A 17863-nucleotide genomic window follows, 5' to 3' on the forward strand; every position below is an offset into this window, starting at 1 on the left:
GCCTCTCGACCCTCGACCGGTGGCTACCGCTGTGGATCGGCTTGGCGATGGGTGGCGGCATCCTCCTGGGCCGGTTCATCCCGGGGCTGTCCGAACTGCTGTCACACCTTGAGGTCGGTGGGATCTCGATTCCGATCGCGCTCGGGTTGCTGGTCATGATGTACCCGGTGCTCGCGAAGGTCCGATACGACAAGGTCGCCGCCGTGACCGGCGACAAGAAGCTCCTCGTTTCGTCGCTGGCGCTGAACTGGATCGCGGGCCCTGCATTGATGTTCGCCCTGGCGTGGGTGTTCCTGCCGGACCTGCCCGAGTACCGGACGGGACTGATCATCGTCGGCCTCGCACGCTGCATCGCCATGGTCGTGATCTGGAACGACCTCGCTTGCGGTGACCGGGAAGCTGCGGCCGTGCTTGTTGCGATCAACTCGGTGTTCCAGGTCATCGCGTTCTCGATCCTCGGCTGGTTCTACCTCACCGTCCTCCCCGGCTGGCTCGGCCTCGACAGCCAAGGCCTGGACGTGTCCGTGTGGCAGATCGCGCTCAACGTGCTGATCTTCCTGGGCGTGCCACTGGTCGCCGGGTTCGCGTCCCGTCTTATCGGGGAACGCCGCAAGGGCCGCGCCTGGTATGAGGGCTCGTTCCTGCCCAAGATCGGACCGTGGGCGCTGTACGGGCTGCTGTTCACGATCGTGCTGCTGTTCGCCCTCCAGGGGGAACAGGTCACCTCACGGCCGCTCGATGTCGTGCGGATCGCGGTCCCGCTGCTGGTGTACTTCGCCATCATGTGGTTCGCCGGCCTCATCACCGGTAAGACCCTCGGCCTGGGCTACGCCCGCTCGTCGACGCTCGCGTTCACCGCGGCCGGCAACAATTTCGAACTCGCCATCGCCGTCGCGATCGGCACGTTCGGCGCCACGTCCGGGCACGCCCTCGCCGGTGTCGTGGGGCCACTGATCGAGGTCCCCGTGCTCGTCGGCCTGGTCTACGTCTCACTGTGGGCCGCGCGGGCATGGTTCCACACCGACCCCTACGCGATTCCCGAACCTGCCCTGGAAAGGACTCGATGATGAGCGCTCCCGCCACTACCGCAGAAGACACCTGCGCGCCGTCCCCCACGCACGCGATCGGGGACGACGCGGCCACCGCGATCGCCACCACGCTGAAAGCACTATCCGATCCGCTGCGGTTGCGGATGCTGTCCGCGATTGCCACCGACGCGCGCGGTGAATCGTGCGTGTGCGACCTCGCGGAACTGGCCGAGGTGTCCCAGCCCACCGTGTCGCACCACCTCAAGGTGCTCCGCGACACCGGCGTGCTCACCTCCGAGCGGCGTGGCACGTGGGTCTGGTATCGGATCGCCCCGCCCCTTCGCCCGGCGGTGACGACGCTGCTGGACTCGTTCGCGCCCGCCGCCGTGGCCCCCGTCCGCGCTGAGCACGCGGGGCTCGAGAACGTCGACGACGCTCTCGCCCACCTGGCCGAAGCGCTCGGTCAGGACTACCCGCAGCTCGACGGCAGCCTGGTGGCGACGATCGTCCGCGAGTCGTACACGGCCTTGGCCAAAAGCGCTCGGGTGAAGAACCACCTGTTGTCGCTCACCGACCGGTTCGCGCACCAACGGCTCACCGACATCACCCGTGACCGCACGCAGGGACAGCCGCAGGTGCTGTTCGTCTGTGTCGCGAACGCAGGTAGATCGCAGCTCGCCGCGGCGCTGGTGAATCAGCGCTCGGGCGGCGCCGTTGTGGCGCGCTCGGCCGGATCGACCCCGGCCGCTGAGATCCACCCCCATGTGCAGCCCCTCATCGACGAGCTGACCCTCGGCGACGACGAACCGCGGTTCCCGAAACCGCTGACCGATGACGCAGTGCGCGCAGCTGACGTCGTCATCACCATGGGTTGCGGTGACGTCTGCCCCATCATCCCCGGCGTCCGCTACGAGGACTGGACCGTCGGTGACCCCGCCCTCGCCTCCGCAGAAGGCGTCGCCGCGATCCGCGACGACATCGCCCGCCGCGTCGACGCCCTCCTTGCCACACTCACCCCCGCCCGCTGACCGGAGCCACCATGACCGACACCAAGCCCTCCGTCCTCTTCGTCTGCGTCCACAACGCCGGCCGCTCCCAAATGGCCGCGGGATTCCTGCGCGACATCGCCGGCGACCGCATCGAGGTCCGCTCCGCGGGGTCGATGCCCGCCGACCAGATCAACCCCACCGCTGTTCAGGCGATGGCCGAGTTCGGCATCGACATCACCGCTGAGCAGCCCAAGGTGCTCACGACCGAGGCCGTGCAGGCCTCCGACGTCGTCATCACCATGGGCTGCGGAGACGCGTGCCCCTTCTTCCCCGGCAAGCGTTACGAGGACTGGAAGCTGGACGACCCCGCCGGGCAGGGTATCGACGCGGTGCGCCCCATCCGCGACGACATCCGTGAACGGATCCAGCAGCTCGTCAGCGAGCTCGTCTGAGACGTCTCAGCTACGTTTAGAGAAGGGCCGGAGCGCTCACCCGGCGATCACCGCTGATCTAAGCCGCGGTTCCGGCACGCAGAAGCGGACCTCACCGCGGTCGGTCAACCAAACGCGCCCTTCATCGCGAGATCGGTGAGCGCTGATACGGCCGCGCTCGTCGCACTCGAGACAGCGGCGATGCCGAGTTTGTCCGCGACCTCGCGGAGTTTGCCTGCGCGCTTGACGACCTCGCCCGTTTCGGGATCAGGCTTCGAGACCACCTCATTGAGCTCGGTGACAGCCGCTTCAACCTCTGTCGTGTCGGCATCGGTGGCTTGGGCGGCCGCTCTCACGGCGTCGAGAAGTGGGAGGACATCGCTGACGCGCAGACCCGTAGAAGCCGTTGCTCCGGCACCGATGGCAGTCGGGCCGGACGGATGCACGACCGTGGTCGTGTAGACGTCGCCGAGATGACCGATGCGTTGCTGCATGGCGGCGTCGACATCTTCGCGTCGAGGCAGCTCCGTCAGCGGTGTGGTCACGGTCAGATCAGCGATCACGTCGATCAGCTTCGTACGGATTTGCCCGAGGAGACCCGAGATAGACGTCCCCGAGAGGATGTAGGACATGTTCACAATGGACTGAAACGGTCCCAGTTCCCGGTCCCACACGCTCTGCGCAGCCGCCAGCCCAGGCGGCTTGAAGCGCAGCGACTTCTCCTGTGCTTGACGTTCAAGCTCTTCGATCGGCTGGGTCAGATACAGCAACTCGGGCACGTAGCCCTGGGCCGCTTTGGGCAGCTGCCAGCGTGTGACGATCTGTCCCTTTGTCCACGTGTTCCCGCTGATCGAGTCGACCGTGATGGGGACGCCCGGCAGCTTGCGATAATCGGGAATCGTCGATTCGTCCGTGTAGCCGTTGAGCTCCAGACGAGCCCAATCGCGTAGCGCGCTCGATCCGGTCTCGGCGCCGAGCAGCAGACACTTCCGTAGCAGCCCGGCAAGAGGCTCGGTCTCGTCGAGGGCGCGGTCCCGAAGTGATCGCAGCAGCGAGTCGGTCATGTCGGAATCGTAGGTGGAACCTATGACATCGCGGACCCACCGGCTTGCGAGCGGTGCGAAACCGATCGTTTCCGGCGCGTGAGCGCCGTGCGGTCCTCACCGATCACCGATAACGTGGGCCGCAACTCGGTTCCGGCAGGGGTTTTCCGTCTCTTAGGCTGTTCGGATGGACGCGGACTGGATCGAGCATCGACGTTCCGATGACGGCGAACTCCTGGGATGGATGAAACCGACCGGTGAAGATTTCGTTGCCATCGATCTGCTTGGTCGTAATCGCACTGAGGCGGTGGACTGGTTGACCGCAGAGGAGACGCTCGACGCGTTGGGGCTGACGTACTTGGCCGACCCTCATGAGCTCCGGTTGATCGACGGGTCATGGCTGAAGGTGCGCATCGCGGAACTCTCGCCGCGAGGTATACGACTGCAGAAAGACGACTGGGGGAACACCTCGGCTACCGAGCTGTACTACTCGACGCCGTTCCCCGTCGATCACAACATCCTCCGACCGATCTCCTAACGCGCCGGCCATGCGGCCGTGTTCTGCACGTCTACGGACAGCACGCCACACTGCCAACTACCGTTTCAGGCGGAACCACTGGTCGAGGATCAGTCCGCGGGGAGCCAATCGACGACGCGATCGTTGAACCAATCCGGGCGTTGTAACGGGACGCCGTGTCCGCATTCGTCGACGACCAGAAGTTCACCGCTGGGAAGGGCTTCGTGGATGGAGTCGGCTGAGTCGCGCATCAGGCGTCGTTCTCGCCCGCCCACCATGACGAGAGTTTGCCCGCGGAACGCCGACCATGCGTCGGGCAGCGTAAACCTCATGTTGGCGCCGACAGCGCCGACGAGTGTCTCTTTCGTGATTCCCGCGCTGGTGCTGATGTATTCCTCCATCAGATGAGGGGGTATGAAGAGTTCCCGAGCTTGCAACTTAGCGAACCATCGCTTGCGAGCAAGCGGTGCGCTGACGCCGAGCGCGGCAAGCGTGAGGTCGGTGAACGGCATGGGCTTTGCTTGAGCACTGACGATGACCGCCTGACTGACGAGTTCAGGGTGCCCTGAGGCCAGTTGTATGGCGAGCTGAGCCCCGAGGGAGAACCCGATGACGGTCGTGGGGCGACCGGGGACAGTAGTCGCGAGCAGCTCTGCGATCGCGGTAATGGTGTTCGCGTGAGATACGTAAGGTTCAGCGGCTGACCGTCCGTGCCCCGGTAGGTCGGGAACAAGGACCGCGTAGCTCGGTGCAAGCCGCTCCCGCAAGGAGTCCCACATCCAGCCGGCAACCCCACCGCCGTGGAGAAGAAGCACAGGCGACGCGGTGTCAGGGCCAGATGAGGAGAGAAACATGATGCTCTCACCCTGTCAGAGCCTCCGAGCGTATTTGTGACTTTCGGCCGCCTGCCTGCCGTAAACGATCGTTTCTGACGCGCCAGCACCTACCCCGCCATATTGGGGGTCAGAAACGGTCCCCGATACCTAGTTTCGGCGGACGTTTGCGGTCGTTTGGCTCGTGGGTTCGGGGCGTGCTTTCCGTGCCTGGAAAGTGGCGGCCGCGAGGGCTCCGATGGCGAGGGCGGCGAGGGTTACGGCTGCTGCCAGCAGGCTTGCGCCTCCGAGCCACCCGGCGATCGGGTAGGTGATGAGGAAGCAGGCGTGGGAGAGCGCGAACTGTGCCGTGTAGACGAGGTTTCGGTTCTGCGGGGTTGAGGCTTCGGCCAGCAGCCGGGACGACGGCGTGTTCACAAGCGAGGTGCCCATGCCGAGCAGCATCCAGGTGCCCAGGAGCACGGGCCAGCCGGCGTCGGTGTCGGTGAGGAGCGCGGTGAGTGCCACAGCGGCGAGCAACCCGATGGCGATGAGCGTGCCACCGGCGAGCATGGGGCGGATGACTCCGAACCGGTCGACGAGCCAGGGAACGTTGAGCGCGACGGCCAGGGAGCCGATGCCGTAGCAGGCGAGCGCGAGGGTGAGCGCGGTGTCATCGAGCCCGAAGACCCCGCGGGCGTAGACGACGGAGTTGACGAGGACGATCGCCGTGCCCGCGGCGACGACGACGTTGGTCAGCAGCACGAACCGCAGCGTCGGGGTCCGCGCGAACACGCGCACGCCGGTGGGGAGGCGTTGCCAGAACGTGTCGGTCGAGGCGTTGGGTTCTCGAGCGGGGAGCTTCGCGATGAGTACCAGGACTGCGGAGCAGGCGAAACCGAGCGCGGTCCCGAGGAACAGGTTGTTGTAGGAGACGATGGTGAGCAGCGCCGCGGCGATGATTGGGCTCACCAGCGCTTCGAGGTCATACGCGAGGCGGGACAGCGAAAGGGCGCGGGTGTAGTCGCGTGACTCGGGGAGCACGCTGGGGATGAGGGACTGGAACGCGGGTGTGAATGTCGCGGATGCTGATTGCAGGACGAACACGAGCACGTAGATCTGCCACGTCTCGGTCACCATCGGAAGAGAGAGCGCGATCGCGAACCGGATCGCGTCGGCACCGACCAGGACAACCTTTTTCGGAAGCCGGTCAACGAGGGCTGCGACCAGCGGTGCCACGCCGACGTAGGCGACCATCTTGATCGTCAGCGCCGTGCCGAGCACGGCGCCGGCGGACTCACCCGCGAGGTCGAACGCGAGCAGCCCGAGAGCAACGGTGAGAAGACCTGTGCCGAGGAGGGCGAGCACTTGGGCCGAGAACAACGCCCGATAGGTGGGGTTGCGAAGCACGCGGATCATGCGTGGTGTCCCGGGGCGTCGTCGACGGCGTGCTCCGCCTGCCGGATCGCCTCGACGACGAGCCGCATCGCGTGCTCATCGGTGAGGCGATAGAACGCTTTGTTCCCGTCCTGGCGAACCCGGACGAGCTTCCCCCACCGCAGTTTTGCGAGGTGCTGCGAAACCGCTGCGGGGCTGCGGTCGACGATGTCCGCGAGATGGTTCACCGACAGCTCCCCGTCGCGCAGCGCCAGCACGATGCGGATACGGGTCGCGTCAGCGAGGAGCCGGAACACTTCGACGGCGACCTCGACATACTCACTGGCGGGATTGAGGTCGTCTCCATTCGTATCTACGTGCATACGCAGATAGTAGTATATGTGAAGGGCGGCCCGGTCACGCACCGTGAGGTGCTGCCCGGGCCGCCCTGTTGCTGCCGCCGCGTCGTTGGTTAGGTGCGGCGACGGCGGACGAGGATGACGGCCAGGAAAGCGAGACCGGCGGCAACGACAGCGCCACCGACACCCAGTGTCACGAGTGCCCACGCGGGGAGTGCGGCGGAGTCACCTGCCGTCTCCGAATCCGCATGGTCCGGGTCGGAGGTAGCCGAGCTCGGCGAACTCGGTCAGCCACGCTTCCAGTGTTTCTTTGGTCCGAAACGGCATGTGCTCCTCCAGATCACTGCTGTGAGGCGTCCTCGCGTGATCGCTAGCGATCAATGTTGCCCGATCAGTTGTTGCTGCGTGCGGCAGCTGCGAGTTGTTCACCGTTCGTCTGCCGCGCTGTGTCCGGGGGTCGTGCTTTCGTTGCCGGCTTGGGCTTCCGGTTCGAAGTGGCCGAGGGACTTCTCTTGAAGGAACGCGCATAGCTCGGCGGCGACCTGCAGCTCGTGGGTGAGCGCGTTCAGCTCGAAGCTGGTGAGCTCCAGCGCCTCGTCGGTCGGTTCGATGGTGATGAGCCAGTTGAGCTCGTCTCCCGTATCGCGGGGTTCGATCCACACCGAGTTCGGTGCGTTCTCGAGCGGCACGATGACCAGCCCGGTGTCGTCTCCGCCGGATCCGTCCTGGACGGCGACGCGGATGAGGTCACCTGCGCCTCGGGAGTCAACGAATTCTGCGACCCAGTGCTCCAGGGTCTTCTTGCTGTGAAAGGGCATCTGCGGCGGGTTCAATCTCTCAGGCGAAGGGGTTGGAGCGATGCAACAATCCCGGTCCGCGCCGATGGGCGGGACCCGTCCCGTGCCGGCGTGAGAGCCGACGTGGGGCACTAGCTTACGGTGTAAACATAGACCTGGTTCGTCTCTCGTGCACACAAATCTGCTCAGAAGGGGGAGGATCGAAGTGGAGGCTCCCTATGAGCAAGCAGTCCGACCTTTCACCACCACCCAAGCTCGGCCGCGACGTGATCGTCGAGGCCGCGTTGGTCATCGTCGACCAAGCCGGCCCGTCGGCGCTATCGATGCGCGCGCTCGGCCAGCGGCTGGGTGTTGAGGCGATGGCCTTGTACCGGCATGTGCACGGTAAAGAAGACCTGCTCGAAGGCGTCGTCGCGTCGTTGATGACCGGTCTGACCGAGACGATGCGCACAGAGGCCAGCGAGCACTGGCAGGCGTTTCTCCAGAACGTCGCCCACGCGGTGCGCGGGATCGCCGTTGAACATCCCCGCGCGTTCCCGCTGATCGCCACCCGGCACCCCGCAGCACCGTGGCTGCGGCCGCCGCTGCGAAGCGTGGAGGTCGTCGACACGTTCCTCAGCACCCTCATCGCTCAGGGCTTCACTGACGCCCAGGCCGTGAGCGCGTACCGGGCATTTAGCAGCTTCTTGCTGGGTCAGCTGCTGTTGGAAACAACCGTTCGCGGTGCGCAGTTCAGCCCCGCCGACATCGCTTTGGATGAAGGCGACGCTGACGTGCCGAACAAGGACGGGCAACTCTCGCTCGATAGTGCGCCCGAAGTGCTGCGCCTGCGGCCCCTCCTGAGCGAGGACCGCAGCAAGGAAGAGTTCGAGGTCGCACTCGAGCTGCTGCTGGACCGGCTAGATCGGGAGCTCTCTCAGTAGAAAGCCGCTGATCGGCTGCTGCCCCGTAGGTCGCGAGTACGGGCTCGACGCGGCTTAGCCGATCGAGGGCGCGTGTAGCCGGTCGAGGAATTCGATGATGCCTTCTGCGGTGGTGGCGGGAAGGTCGGCGATTGCGCGGGAGACGCGGGAGGACTCTTCATCCACCGTCGCAGACAGCGAGCGGACCGTGTTGTCGCTGAGCTCGATGAACACTCGCCTGCGATCGGCCGGGTGAGGGACGCGGTGAAGGTGGCCGCCCTTCTCCAACCTGTCCAGCAGCGCGGTCGTGCTCGCGGATGAGATCGCAAGTCGCTGGGAGATGTCCTTGGGAAACATTGCCGCACCGTCTCGATGGGCGCGAAACAAGAGTCGCAGCGCCGCGAAGTCCCTCACACCGACCTTCAATGTTTCGCACGCCCCGGCGCGAGCCGCGTCCTCGGCAATCGTCAACGCCTGCAGGGACCTGGAAACCCGTTCTGCTAGCTCCTCATGACCCGCGTCGACCATCATCACACCTCAATACCAACTGCTCACGTCCATCGTCCCTGTCCCCGCGCTCCTCGACGGAGTCCCTTCCCTAACGTGGTGTGCCCTGATAGACGCAGCTGTGGTCGAAAAGGACCTCGTCGTGCCACCATGCCGGCCGATCATTGAGCCGAATCTCGTCGCAGCGCGGCGCGTTGCCTCTCGTGAGCGTGGCTTACTCGACGCTGCGGGGTGTTCCTTGCTTCGTCCTCGTAGGACTAGGGTGACGGGGGGGCGGGGTGCCACTTCCCTCCGGCACCCCGCGGTAGATCACCCGGGTGGTGCCGGGTGATCTACCATCCTGAGTGGGTCGAGCTGGTGACTTGACCCACTCGGACCTTCCGCTGGCCTGCCCGCAGACGATCGTCCACGCACCCGGTGGACCGATTGCGTCGCGGCGCTGCGGGCCCAACCGAGGATACAGAGAATGCTGAATTAACAGAACGCTGTACGCCGGGATGCGACGCCTTTTCGTCTGGTCTATTGCGATCCATACCCTAGGGGGGTACGGTATACCCGTGAACGGTTACGAGGGCAACAAGGACGACCTGCAGAAGCGACTGCGTCGGGTCGAGGGTCAGGTGCGTGGGATCGCGCGGATGGTCGATGAAGACAAGTACTGCATCGACATCCTCACGCAGGTGTCTGCCGCGACGAAGGCCCTGGAAACGGTGGCGCTGTCCCTGCTGGGCGACCACCTAAGCCATTGCGTCGCTGAAGCGAGCGCCGAAGGCGGGCAGGTGGCTGCGGAGAAGATCCGTGAGGCCAACGACGCCATTGCCCGTCTCGTCCGTTCTTGATCACACACCGAATCCCTTGGAGGAGCACATCATGACTGACCGCATCGACCTCGGTCTGACAGACACCAACGCCGGCTGCGCCTGCTGCGCCACATCCGCAACGACGGACGCTCCCGCATCGACCGCCGCTGCCGTCACGGAAGACGTCCTGGTAGACGGGATGACGTGCTCGCACTGTGTGTCGAGCGTCACTGAGGAGCTGACCGCGATCGACGGTGTGGAGAACGTCACAGTTGACCTGAATGCCGGCGGTACGTCCCGCGTCACCATTCACAGCGCCGCGCCGATCGACTCTGACGCGGTGAAGGCCGCGGTCGAGGAGGCCGGCTACACCCTGGCAGGTAGCCCCGCATGAGCACGGTCGACGTCGAGCTCGATATCTCCGGGATGACGTGCGCTTCCTGTGCGACCCGGATCGAACGCAAGCTGAACAAGCTTCCCGGTGTGGAAGCGACGGTGAACTACGCCACCGAGAAAGCACGTGTTCGCGGGCACGATGTCGACCCCGCCACCCTCATCGCCACGGTCGAATCCGCCGGTTACCAAGCAGCCCTCCCCGCACCGCCGGCAACCGATGACCACGCCGAGGAGGCGCGCAGCTCGGAGGCCGACGAGGTAGGGGCGCTGCGGCGCCGGCTGCTGATTAGCACTGCACTGTCGTTGCCGGTGGCGGTGCTGTCGATGGTCCCGGCGTTGCAGTTCGAGTACTGGCAGTGGCTGGCGCTCACCCTCACCGCCCCGGTCGCGGTATGGGGGGCGTGGCCCTTTCACCGGGCCGCGGCGGTCAACGCCCGTCACGGCGCGGCCACCATGGACACTCTCATCAGCGTCGGCGTGATCGCCGCGTTCGGATGGTCCCTCTACGCACTGTTCTTTGGCGAGGCAGGCATGCCCGGGATGACGATGACTTTCACCCTGATCGGCACCCCGCAGGCCGGCGGACATGAGATCTACCTGGAAGTCGCGGCGCTGGTCACCGTCTTCATCCTCGCGGGCCGCTATGCCGAAGCACACGCGAAGAAGTCATCGTCGGAGGCGCTGCGGGCACTGCTGGAGATGGGCGCGAAGCACGCCACAAAGCTCGTCGACGGTGTCGAACGGACGGTGCCGGTCGCGCAGCTCGCTGTCGGAGACACCGTGCTTGTCCGGCCGGGGGAGAAGGTTCCCTCTGACGGGCTGGTGATCGATGGTTCCTCCGCAATCGACGCCAGCATGCTCACCGGAGAATCGGTGCCCGTCGAAGTGACCGCCGGGTCCCGCGTGGTCGGCGCCACGGTGAACGTCGGTGGTCGCCTCATCGTCGAAATCACCCGGATCGGGGCGGACACCGAGCTTGCCCGCATGCGCCGGCTGATGGAGGAAGCCCAGACCGGCAAAGCCAAGGTGCAGCGCATCGCTGACCGCGTCTCTGCCGTCTTCGTCCCCATCGTCATCGGACTAGCCGTGGCCGCGTTCCTCGGCTGGACAATCGCTGGAGCCTCGCTCGAGCTGGCCTTCACCGCGGCGGTCGCCACCCTGATCATCGCGTGCCCCTGCGCCCTCGGTCTCGCCACCCCCACCGCGCTGCTGGTCGGGACCGGCCGCGGCTCCCAGCTGGGCATCCTGATCCGCGGACCGCAAGTGCTGGAGCAGACCCGCACAGTCGACACCATCGTGCTCGACAAGACCGGCACGGTCACCACCGGTCAGATGACCGTCACAAGCGTCCGCCCCGTGGCAGGTGTCACCCGGGACGAGCTGTTGCGCGTTGCGGCGGCGGTCGAGGCAGGGTCTGAGCACCCGGTCGCCCGTGCCGTCGCCGCTGCCACCCCGGCGGGCGCCTACGCGGACAGCTTCGCGTCGCACGCCGGGTTCGGCGTCCAGGGGATCGTGGAGGGGTCTGCGGTCGTTGCGGGCCGGGCGTCCTGGCTGGCCGAGCAATGGGGCATCCACCCGCCGGCCGAAGCCGCCGCCGAGCTGAATGTTCTCGCGCGAACCGGTACCGCGATCGCGGTCGGTCGCGACGGGGAGTACCTCGGCGCGATCGGGGTGGCCGACACCGTGAAACCGACCAGCGCCGCCGCGATTGCCCGCTTCCAGGCGCTCGGCTTGCACCCGGTGCTGCTCACCGGCGACAACACCACCACCGCCGCACGAATCGCCGCGGAGGTCGGCATCCCCGACGTGCACGCCGAAGTCACTCCTGCTGGAAAGCTTGATGTGATCCGCCAGCTTCAGGACGACGGGCACGTGGTCGCGATGGTCGGTGACGGCGTCAACGACGCCGCCGCCCTCGCCGCCGCCGACCTCGGCCTGGCCATGGGTGGAGGCACGGACGCCGCGATTGCCGCCAGCGACATCACCATCGTCTCCGGCGACCTCACCGTCGTCGCTGACGCGATCCGCCTCTCCCGCCGCACCCTCGGCACCATCAAGGGCAACCTGTTCTGGGCGTTCGCGTACAACGTCGCCGCCATTCCGATCGCGATGGCCGGCCTGCTCAATCCTCTCGTCGCCGCAGCGGCGATGGCGTTGTCGTCGGTGTTCGTCGTGACCAACAGCCTCCGGCTGCGCCGGTTCCGACCCGACCCGGCACCCGCCCCGTCGACCCCCGTTCCCGTGCCCCAACCGGCCTGACCCGTGCCGCCGCACCGGCGCACCCAGCGAAGGAGGCTTCAATGAGCCAGCACGACCACCACAACCACTCCGATCACCCAGACCACCACGCCCCGGCGACTGCCACCCAACACGATCACGCAGCGATGAGTCACCCGCGCAGCGAGGACGACCGGGCGCCCGCTGCGGGTCATTCCGGGCACGGTCATGCCGACCACGGCGGGCACGCCGGACACGGAGACCACGTTGCCCGGTTCCGACGGCTGTTCTGGATCATGCTGATCCTCGCGGTGCCGGTCGTGGGGTTCTCCATGATGTTCTCGATGCTGATCGGATACCCGCTGCCGGACGCGGCGTGGGTGGGATGGGTGTCCCCGATCCTCGGCACCGTCATGTACGTGTGGGGCGGCGCCCCGTTCCTCACCGGCGCCGTCAGCGAGCTCCGCGCCCGCAAACCCGGCATGATGCTCCTCATCGCCCTTGCGATCACCGTCGCGTTCCTCGCCTCGTGGGGTGCAAGCATCGGGCTGCTGCACCACGAGCTGGACTTCTGGTGGGAGCTGGCGCTGCTGATCGTCATCATGCTCCTCGGGCACTGGATCGAGATGCGATCCCTCGCCCAGACCACCTCCGCCCTGGACTCCCTCGCTGCGCTCCTACCCGACGAGGCCGAAAAGGTCGAGGGCGACAGCACTGTCACCGTCGCCCCCGCCGAGCTGCAAGTTGGTGACGTCGTCGTTGTCCGTCCCGGTGGACGGGTACCCGCGGATGGCCGGATCGTGCAGGGCTCGGCCAGCATGGACGAGTCCATGATCACCGGCGAATCCCGCCCGGTTCGCCGCAGCGACGGAGACCAGGTCATCGCCGGCACCGTCGCCACCGACTCCGGGGTCAGGGTGGAAATTAGCGCGGTCGGACAGGACACCGCTCTCGCCGGCATCCAGAAGCTCGTCACCGAAGCGCAGAACTCCTCATCCCGCGCGCAACGCCTCGCGGACCGTGCCGCGGGGTGGTTGTTCTGGTTCGCTCTCGGGGCGGCCGCTGTCACCGCGACAGTCTGGACCCTGGTCGGGTTCCCCGATCAAGCGGTCATCCGCACCATCACCGTGCTCGTCATCGCCTGCCCGCACGCCTTGGGTCTGGCCATCCCGCTGGTGGTGTCCATCGCCACTGAGCGCGCCGCCCGCGGCGGCGTGCTGATCAAGGACCGCCTCGCGCTGGAGAGCATGCGCACCGTCGACACGGTCCTGTTCGACAAGACCGGCACCCTCACCAAGGGCACCCCCGCCGTCACCTCGGTCGCCCCGGCCGCCGGCATCGACGGAGACGAGCTTCTGGCGTGGGCCGCGGCCGCCGAAGCGGACTCGGAACACCCCCTGGCTCGGGCGATTGTGAACGCCGCGCAGGAGAAGCAGCTCACCGTCCCCACCGCCAGCGACTTCGAGTCCTCACCGGCCGTCGGTGTCCGTGCGCGGGTGACCGGCCGCACCATCCAGGTCGGCGGCCCCCACATGCTCGACCAGGAAGACGCAGCCGAACTGCCGGTCGCGGACGAGTGGCGCAAGGAGGGCGCGATCATCCTGCACGTGCTCGTCGACGGGCAGGTCGCAGGGGCATTGCGCCTGGCAGACGAGATCCGTCCCGAATCCCGCGCTGCCGTCGACGCCCTGCATCAGCGGGGTGTGCAGGTGGTCATGATCACCGGAGACGCCGAAGCCGTCGCCGCATCGGTCGCCGCCGACCTCGGTATCGACCGGTTCTTCGCCGGGGTCCGCCCCGAAGACAAGGCGTCCAAGGTGAAGGAGCTTCAAAGCGAAGGCCGCAAGGTCGCCATGGTCGGTGACGGGGTCAACGACGCACCGGCCCTCGCGCAAGCCGACGTCGGCATCGCTATCGGCGCCGGCACCGATGTGGCGATCGCGTCCGCCGGTGTCATCCTCGCCAGCGACGACCCCCGCTCCGTGCTGTCAGTGATCGAACTGTCCCGAGCCAGCTACCGCAAGATGAAGCAGAACCTGTGGTGGGCCGCCGGGTACAACCTCATCTCCGTCCCCCTGGCCGCCGGGGTACTCGCTCCCATCGGGTTCGTCCTGCCCATGTCTGTCGGCGCGATCCTGATGTCGCTGTCCACCATCGTCGTGGCCCTCAACGCTCAACTGCTGCGGCGCCTCAACCTCAGCCCGGACGCGGTTACCGACCGCTGACAGGAGTGTCGTACCGTGGAAGGAGGGAGTGACATGTCGCTGATCGCACTGACGGAACGGCTCCACGCCGGACGGTCGATGGCGCGCACCCTTCTGCTGCTCATCGCAGTGACCGCCGCGGTCATCGTCGGCCTGTTGGCCATGCACTCCCTCAACACCCACACCGCCGCCGACACCGGCCACCAAACCACCGTCGCCACCGCCAGTGCCACCCCTGAGGACCACCACTCCGGCAGCACCGCGACGGGCGAGCCGTGCGCGGACTGCGGTTCCGGCCACTCAGACATGCTCGCGATGGCGTGTGTGCTGGCTCTCCTAGCCACCGTGCTGCTGCTGGGCCGACTCCGCCCGAGCAAAGTGTCGTTGTCGCTCCTGCCGCGCCCGCAGCCACTCAGCGCCGCGCTTCCCGATGGGCCGAGACTGCGGCCGCCCTCTCTCACCGTTCTCTGCATCAGCCGTACGTGATACGGCCGAGCCGGCGCACCCTGCCGGCCGGACCTCACCCACCTGTCGATCTGACCGGTGCTCGTTCACGTACCCCTGTATTTGGAGAACTCTGATGAAAATTCGTACCGCAGCGGCCGCTGCGCTCACCCTCGCCGCCGCCCTCGCCCTTGCTGGCTGCGCCGACGGCTCCGGCTCGCAATCCATGCCCGGCATGGACCACCGCAGCAGCTCGTCCCCGTCCTCATCGTCCACGGTGACCGCGGACTTCAACGACGCGGATGTGATGTTCGCGCAGATGATGATCCCCCACCATCAGCAGGCCGTCGAGATGGCCGACATGATCCTGAACAAGGAAGGCATCGACCCGGGCGTGCTCACCCTGGCCTCCGACATCAAGGCCGCCCAGCAGCCCGAGATCGACCAGCTGCAGTCCTGGTTGGACGAGTGGGGCGCCGACATGCCCGATATGGACAGCATGGAGGGCATGGACCACGGCGGCGGCATGATGAGCGAGGACGACATGGCCGCGCTAGAAGCCGCCACCGGCGCCGAGGCGTCCCGGCTGTTCCTCGAGCAGATGACGATGCACCACGAAGGCGCGATCGAGATGGCCCAAGACGAAGTCGACAACGGCCAGAACCCTGACGCGGTCGAGATGGCGCAGACCATCGTCGACACCCAGACCGCCGAGATTACCGAGATGCAGGAACTGCTCGCGCAGCTCTAACGCACCCCACCGGTGAGGACGCCCCGGTAGGGCGTCCTCACCCTGGAATCGAAAGGGTGCGAATGCGCATTCACCTGCGCGCGACGGCGAGCTTCGTCGCGCTCACCAGCTTGCTGCTCACCGGCTGCGCCGCAGCCGAACCGCCATCGACCGGCAGCGACCACACCGACACGGCGCTGTCTCACGTTCACGCGATCGTGCCCGCGCCAGACGATGACGGCTTCCTTCTCGGCACCCACGAGGGCCTCTACGCCGCCACCGCTGACGGGCAACTCGGCTCCCGCGTCGGCAGCTACGGCTTCGACGCGATGGGCCTCACAGCCGTCGATGACACCCTCGTCGCCTCCGGGCACCCCGGCCGGGGTACTCCGGCGGAGCTCGGGGAGGGAAACCTCGGCATCATCCGTAGTCGCGACGGCGGCACGACATGGGAGCCGGTGGCCTTCAAGGGCGAGAAAGACTTCCACGTCCTCACCGCCGGACCGGACGGCACCCTGTACGGACAAGAAACCGGTAGCGCCCAGATGCTGGCAAGCACGGACCGCGGCGCCACGTGGTCTCCCACGGGCGCAACCCTGCTGTCCTTCGCACTCGTCGTCGACGCCACCGGACGCATCATCGCCACGACGCCCGACGGGCCTCAGGTCAGTACCGACCAAGGGGCGACGTTCGGACCGCTGCCAGACAGCCCGATAATGTCCCTCATCGCTGTGTCCCCGGACGGCGAGCAACTGATCGGCGTGGGAAGCAAAGGCAGCTTGTGGAGGAGCACGACACGCGATCCATCGTGGCGAAACATCGGCACGGCGCACGGCTCCGCGCAGGCAATCGCCATTACCGACGCTGGCGACATCCTCATCGTCGACGACAGCGGACTCAGCCTGCTGCCCTCCACCTAGCCACCACTCATCGAAAGACCACAAGCCCCTCCGCCGATCCTCGACCTCGCTCTAGCGTGACCGCACCGGGGGAAGGCCCCGAAGAAAGGAAAGCCGCCATGACAGTTGCAGATCAAATGCTCGCCACCCACCCGAAAGTCGGTTTCGCCGCAGCACAGGACGCCCTTCTGCGCTGTATCGAGGCGTGCGTCGAATGCACCCAGGCATGTACCACCTGCGCAGATGCATGCCTCGGAGAAGACATGGTCGCGGAGCTCGTTACCTGCATTCGGAAGAACTCCGACTGCGCAGATATCTGCGCCGTCACCGGTGCAGTGCTTTCCCGCCAAACTACGCCGGATGTCGCGACAGTTCGCGCCTTGCTCGAAGCCTGCCGCACCGCCTGCGCGTCCTGTGCCGCCGAGTGCGAACAGCACGCAGACATGCACGAGCACTGCCGCGTGTGCGCCGAATCCTGCCGCCGCTGCGAGCAGGCATGCACCGACCTTCTCGCCGCTCTCTAAGTCGACCAGGTTCGCGTCGCCCAGTGAACACGACCTGCCATTGGCGGTCGCTGACGGGATGCTAGATGTCGCAATCGCCCCCCTGTCGCTCTCACCGCATCCGCTCCCATTCGAACAGGAGACGTCATGAGCTCGAACGACCACCACGACCCCCAGCAGAACGACCGAAGCGCAGCGACCGGCGATCACAGCCAACAAGGTCACTCCACGCCCTGGAAGATGTATCTGCGATTCGGGGCGATGATCCTCACCGGAATGGTTGTCATGTACTGGGTGATGTTCGTCGGCTCGTGGGAGTGGAGCCACGTCCGCTTCAGCGAAAGCCGCGTCTTCATGGCCCTGACCATGGGCGGCGCGATGGGGTTGGTCATGCTGGCGTGGATGCTCAACATGTACAAGAGCGTCAAAGCGAACATTGCCGTCGCTACAGCCAGCGTCCTGCTGCTCGCCGGCGGAGTCGCCCTTGACCGCAGTCAGATCACCGTGAACGACACCGCGTGGATGAACGCGATGATCCCCCATCACTCCCTCGCCATCACCCGCTCGGAGCGTGCGCAGATCCAGGATGTCCGTGTCTGCGAACTTGCCGCCGAAATCAGTGCGGCGCAGCGCAACGAGATCCTCGAGATGAACTGGCTCATCAACGACATTGCGAGCAACGGCATCGCTGGAACGCCAGAAGAGGCGCAGGCACGTCCTGCCCCAACGTTCGATGAGACAGCTCTGCGAGAGTGCCCCAAGGAGTAGCTCGTCCAGATCTGCATGACCCGAGTGCGGTCATGACCTAGGAGCGAGCGTCATCACGTTGGCTCCGCCGAAAACGATCGTTTGCGGCACGGGGTCGGTGTTCCTGGAATCGACCTCCCGAAAAATAGGGCCGTCTCGTA

Annotated in this window: 20 protein-coding genes; 14 read left to right on the top strand and 6 right to left on the bottom strand. The window is 66.3% G+C overall.

Annotated elements, in window-relative coordinates:
* The first annotated feature begins 47 nt into the window (after positions 1 to 47).
* From arsB to P6897_RS00285, 3 genes are read left to right on the top strand one after another with little or no spacing between them, the layout of a single operon-like run.
* On the top strand, positions 48 to 1067 hold the full coding sequence (gene arsB / locus P6897_RS00275; protein ID WP_348997238.1) for an ACR3 family arsenite efflux transporter: 1020 nt from the start codon (positions 48 to 50) through the stop codon (positions 1065 to 1067).
* Positions 1067 to 2056, top strand: coding sequence for a metalloregulator ArsR/SmtB family transcription factor (locus P6897_RS00280; protein ID WP_282501771.1), 990 nt, complete (start codon positions 1067 to 1069; stop codon positions 2054 to 2056). The genes arsB and P6897_RS00280 overlap by 1 nt, the downstream gene beginning before the upstream one ends.
* A gap of 11 nt (positions 2057 to 2067) precedes the next feature.
* Positions 2068 to 2469, top strand: a complete 402-nt coding sequence (locus P6897_RS00285) for an arsenate reductase ArsC (RefSeq protein ID WP_282501772.1) — start codon at positions 2068 to 2070, stop codon at positions 2467 to 2469.
* Between the two features lie 104 nt (positions 2470 to 2573).
* Here P6897_RS00285 and P6897_RS00290 read toward each other — a convergent pair whose 3' ends face one another.
* Positions 2574 to 3512 carry a hypothetical protein gene (locus P6897_RS00290; protein WP_282501773.1) on the bottom strand — a complete coding sequence of 313 codons (939 nt, stop codon included), beginning with the start codon at positions 3510 to 3512 and terminating at the stop codon, positions 2574 to 2576.
* A gap of 166 nt (positions 3513 to 3678) precedes the next feature.
* Here P6897_RS00290 and P6897_RS00295 point away from each other — a divergent pair, with 166 nt between their 5' ends.
* Positions 3679 to 4029 carry a hypothetical protein gene (locus P6897_RS00295; protein ID WP_282501774.1) on the top strand — a complete coding sequence of 117 codons (351 nt, stop codon included), beginning with the start codon at positions 3679 to 3681 and terminating at the stop codon, positions 4027 to 4029.
* Positions 4030 to 4118: 89 nt separating this feature from the next.
* Here P6897_RS00295 and P6897_RS00300 read toward each other — a convergent pair whose 3' ends face one another.
* The 4 genes from P6897_RS00300 to P6897_RS00315 form a co-directional block, all read right to left on the bottom strand.
* Positions 4119 to 4862 (bottom strand): alpha/beta hydrolase, encoded by a 744-nt coding sequence (locus P6897_RS00300; protein ID WP_323986949.1) that lies wholly within the window; start codon positions 4860 to 4862, stop codon positions 4119 to 4121.
* Between the two features lie 129 nt (positions 4863 to 4991).
* The gene (locus P6897_RS00305; protein ID WP_282501775.1) at positions 4992 to 6239 is read right to left on the bottom strand and encodes an MFS transporter; all 1248 of its coding nucleotides are present in this window, start codon (positions 6237 to 6239) and stop codon (positions 4992 to 4994) included.
* Positions 6236 to 6580 carry a metalloregulator ArsR/SmtB family transcription factor gene (locus tag P6897_RS00310; RefSeq protein ID WP_282501776.1) on the bottom strand — a complete coding sequence of 115 codons (345 nt, stop codon included), beginning with the start codon at positions 6578 to 6580 and terminating at the stop codon, positions 6236 to 6238. The genes P6897_RS00305 and P6897_RS00310 overlap by 4 nt, the downstream gene beginning before the upstream one ends.
* Before the next feature lie 401 nt (positions 6581 to 6981).
* Positions 6982 to 7374 (bottom strand): hypothetical protein, encoded by a 393-nt coding sequence (locus P6897_RS00315; RefSeq protein ID WP_269268759.1) that lies wholly within the window; start codon positions 7372 to 7374, stop codon positions 6982 to 6984.
* Positions 7375 to 7571: 197 nt separating this feature from the next.
* On the opposite strand from P6897_RS00315, the gene P6897_RS00320 reads away from it, so the two are divergent.
* Positions 7572 to 8276, top strand: a complete 705-nt coding sequence (locus P6897_RS00320) for a TetR/AcrR family transcriptional regulator C-terminal domain-containing protein (protein ID WP_269268760.1) — start codon at positions 7572 to 7574, stop codon at positions 8274 to 8276.
* Positions 8277 to 8330: 54 nt separating this feature from the next.
* On the opposite strand, the gene P6897_RS00325 is transcribed toward P6897_RS00320, so the two are convergent.
* Complete coding sequence (locus P6897_RS00325) at positions 8331 to 8786, bottom strand: MarR family transcriptional regulator (RefSeq protein WP_269268795.1); 456 nt, start codon at positions 8784 to 8786, stop codon at positions 8331 to 8333.
* A gap of 533 nt (positions 8787 to 9319) precedes the next feature.
* On the opposite strand from P6897_RS00325, the gene P6897_RS00330 reads away from it, so the two are divergent.
* The 9 genes from P6897_RS00330 (at position 9320) to P6897_RS00370 (ending at position 17723) form a co-directional block, all read left to right on the top strand.
* Complete coding sequence (locus P6897_RS00330; protein ID WP_071044151.1) at positions 9320 to 9601, top strand: metal-sensitive transcriptional regulator; 282 nt, start codon at positions 9320 to 9322, stop codon at positions 9599 to 9601.
* Between the two features lie 31 nt (positions 9602 to 9632).
* A complete protein-coding gene (locus P6897_RS00335; RefSeq protein ID WP_269268761.1) occupies positions 9633 to 9956 on the top strand; it encodes a cation transporter in 324 nt (107 codons plus the stop codon).
* Positions 9953 to 12217 (top strand): heavy metal translocating P-type ATPase, encoded by a 2265-nt coding sequence (locus P6897_RS00340; RefSeq protein ID WP_269268762.1) that lies wholly within the window; start codon positions 9953 to 9955, stop codon positions 12215 to 12217. Before P6897_RS00335 ends, P6897_RS00340 begins: the two co-directional genes overlap by 4 nt.
* 41 nt (positions 12218 to 12258) lie before the next feature.
* Entirely contained in the window at positions 12259 to 14400 is a 2142-nt protein-coding gene (locus tag P6897_RS00345) for a heavy metal translocating P-type ATPase (RefSeq protein WP_269268763.1), read from the top strand.
* 33 nt (positions 14401 to 14433) lie between these two features.
* Positions 14434 to 14865: a DUF6153 family protein gene (locus P6897_RS00350; protein ID WP_269268764.1), complete on the top strand. Its 432-nt coding sequence runs from the start codon at positions 14434 to 14436 to the stop codon at positions 14863 to 14865.
* A 94-nt stretch (positions 14866 to 14959) separates the two neighbouring features.
* The gene (locus P6897_RS00355; RefSeq protein WP_269268765.1) at positions 14960 to 15574 is read left to right on the top strand and encodes a DUF305 domain-containing protein; all 615 of its coding nucleotides are present in this window, start codon (positions 14960 to 14962) and stop codon (positions 15572 to 15574) included.
* A gap of 62 nt (positions 15575 to 15636) precedes the next feature.
* Positions 15637 to 16473 carry a F510_1955 family glycosylhydrolase gene (locus P6897_RS00360; protein WP_269268766.1) on the top strand — a complete coding sequence of 279 codons (837 nt, stop codon included), beginning with the start codon at positions 15637 to 15639 and terminating at the stop codon, positions 16471 to 16473.
* A 98-nt stretch (positions 16474 to 16571) separates the two neighbouring features.
* On the top strand, positions 16572 to 16976 hold the full coding sequence (locus P6897_RS00365; protein ID WP_269268767.1) for a four-helix bundle copper-binding protein: 405 nt from the start codon (positions 16572 to 16574) through the stop codon (positions 16974 to 16976).
* A 126-nt stretch (positions 16977 to 17102) separates the two neighbouring features.
* Positions 17103 to 17723 carry a DUF305 domain-containing protein gene (locus P6897_RS00370; RefSeq protein ID WP_269268768.1) on the top strand — a complete coding sequence of 207 codons (621 nt, stop codon included), beginning with the start codon at positions 17103 to 17105 and terminating at the stop codon, positions 17721 to 17723.
* Positions 17724 to 17863: the final 140 nt, after the last annotated feature.

The sequence above is a fragment of the Microbacterium sp. BDGP8 genome (genome assembly GCF_029991045.1).
Classification (GTDB): domain Bacteria; phylum Actinomycetota; class Actinomycetes; order Actinomycetales; family Microbacteriaceae; genus Microbacterium; species Microbacterium plantarum.

Coding starts and splice junctions, on each gene's coding strand:
- P6897_RS00335 (WP_269268761.1), top strand. CDS start 9,633: ATGACTGACCGCATCGACCTCGGTCTGACAGACACCAACGCCGGCTGC.
- P6897_RS00365 (WP_269268767.1), top strand. CDS start 16,572: ATGACAGTTGCAGATCAAATGCTCGCCACCCACCCGAAAGTCGGTTTC.
- P6897_RS00350 (WP_269268764.1), top strand. CDS start 14,434: ATGTCGCTGATCGCACTGACGGAACGGCTCCACGCCGGACGGTCGATG.
- P6897_RS00295 (WP_282501774.1), top strand. CDS start 3,679: ATGGACGCGGACTGGATCGAGCATCGACGTTCCGATGACGGCGAACTC.
- P6897_RS00320 (WP_269268760.1), top strand. CDS start 7,572: ATGAGCAAGCAGTCCGACCTTTCACCACCACCCAAGCTCGGCCGCGAC.
- arsB (WP_348997238.1), top strand. CDS start 48: ATGGGTGGCGGCATCCTCCTGGGCCGGTTCATCCCGGGGCTGTCCGAA.
- P6897_RS00300 (WP_323986949.1), bottom strand. CDS start 4,862: ATGTTTCTCTCCTCATCTGGCCCTGACACCGCGTCGCCTGTGCTTCTT.
- P6897_RS00280 (WP_282501771.1), top strand. CDS start 1,067: ATGAGCGCTCCCGCCACTACCGCAGAAGACACCTGCGCGCCGTCCCCC.
- P6897_RS00345 (WP_269268763.1), top strand. CDS start 12,259: ATGAGCCAGCACGACCACCACAACCACTCCGATCACCCAGACCACCAC.
- P6897_RS00325 (WP_269268795.1), bottom strand. CDS start 8,786: ATGATGGTCGACGCGGGTCATGAGGAGCTAGCAGAACGGGTTTCCAGG.
- P6897_RS00340 (WP_269268762.1), top strand. CDS start 9,953: ATGAGCACGGTCGACGTCGAGCTCGATATCTCCGGGATGACGTGCGCT.
- P6897_RS00285 (WP_282501772.1), top strand. CDS start 2,068: ATGACCGACACCAAGCCCTCCGTCCTCTTCGTCTGCGTCCACAACGCC.
- P6897_RS00290 (WP_282501773.1), bottom strand. CDS start 3,512: ATGACCGACTCGCTGCTGCGATCACTTCGGGACCGCGCCCTCGACGAG.
- P6897_RS00360 (WP_269268766.1), top strand. CDS start 15,637: ATGCGCATTCACCTGCGCGCGACGGCGAGCTTCGTCGCGCTCACCAGC.
- P6897_RS00310 (WP_282501776.1), bottom strand. CDS start 6,580: ATGCACGTAGATACGAATGGAGACGACCTCAATCCCGCCAGTGAGTAT.
- P6897_RS00315 (WP_269268759.1), bottom strand. CDS start 7,374: ATGCCCTTTCACAGCAAGAAGACCCTGGAGCACTGGGTCGCAGAATTC.
- P6897_RS00305 (WP_282501775.1), bottom strand. CDS start 6,239: ATGATCCGCGTGCTTCGCAACCCCACCTATCGGGCGTTGTTCTCGGCC.
- P6897_RS00355 (WP_269268765.1), top strand. CDS start 14,960: ATGAAAATTCGTACCGCAGCGGCCGCTGCGCTCACCCTCGCCGCCGCC.
- P6897_RS00370 (WP_269268768.1), top strand. CDS start 17,103: ATGAGCTCGAACGACCACCACGACCCCCAGCAGAACGACCGAAGCGCA.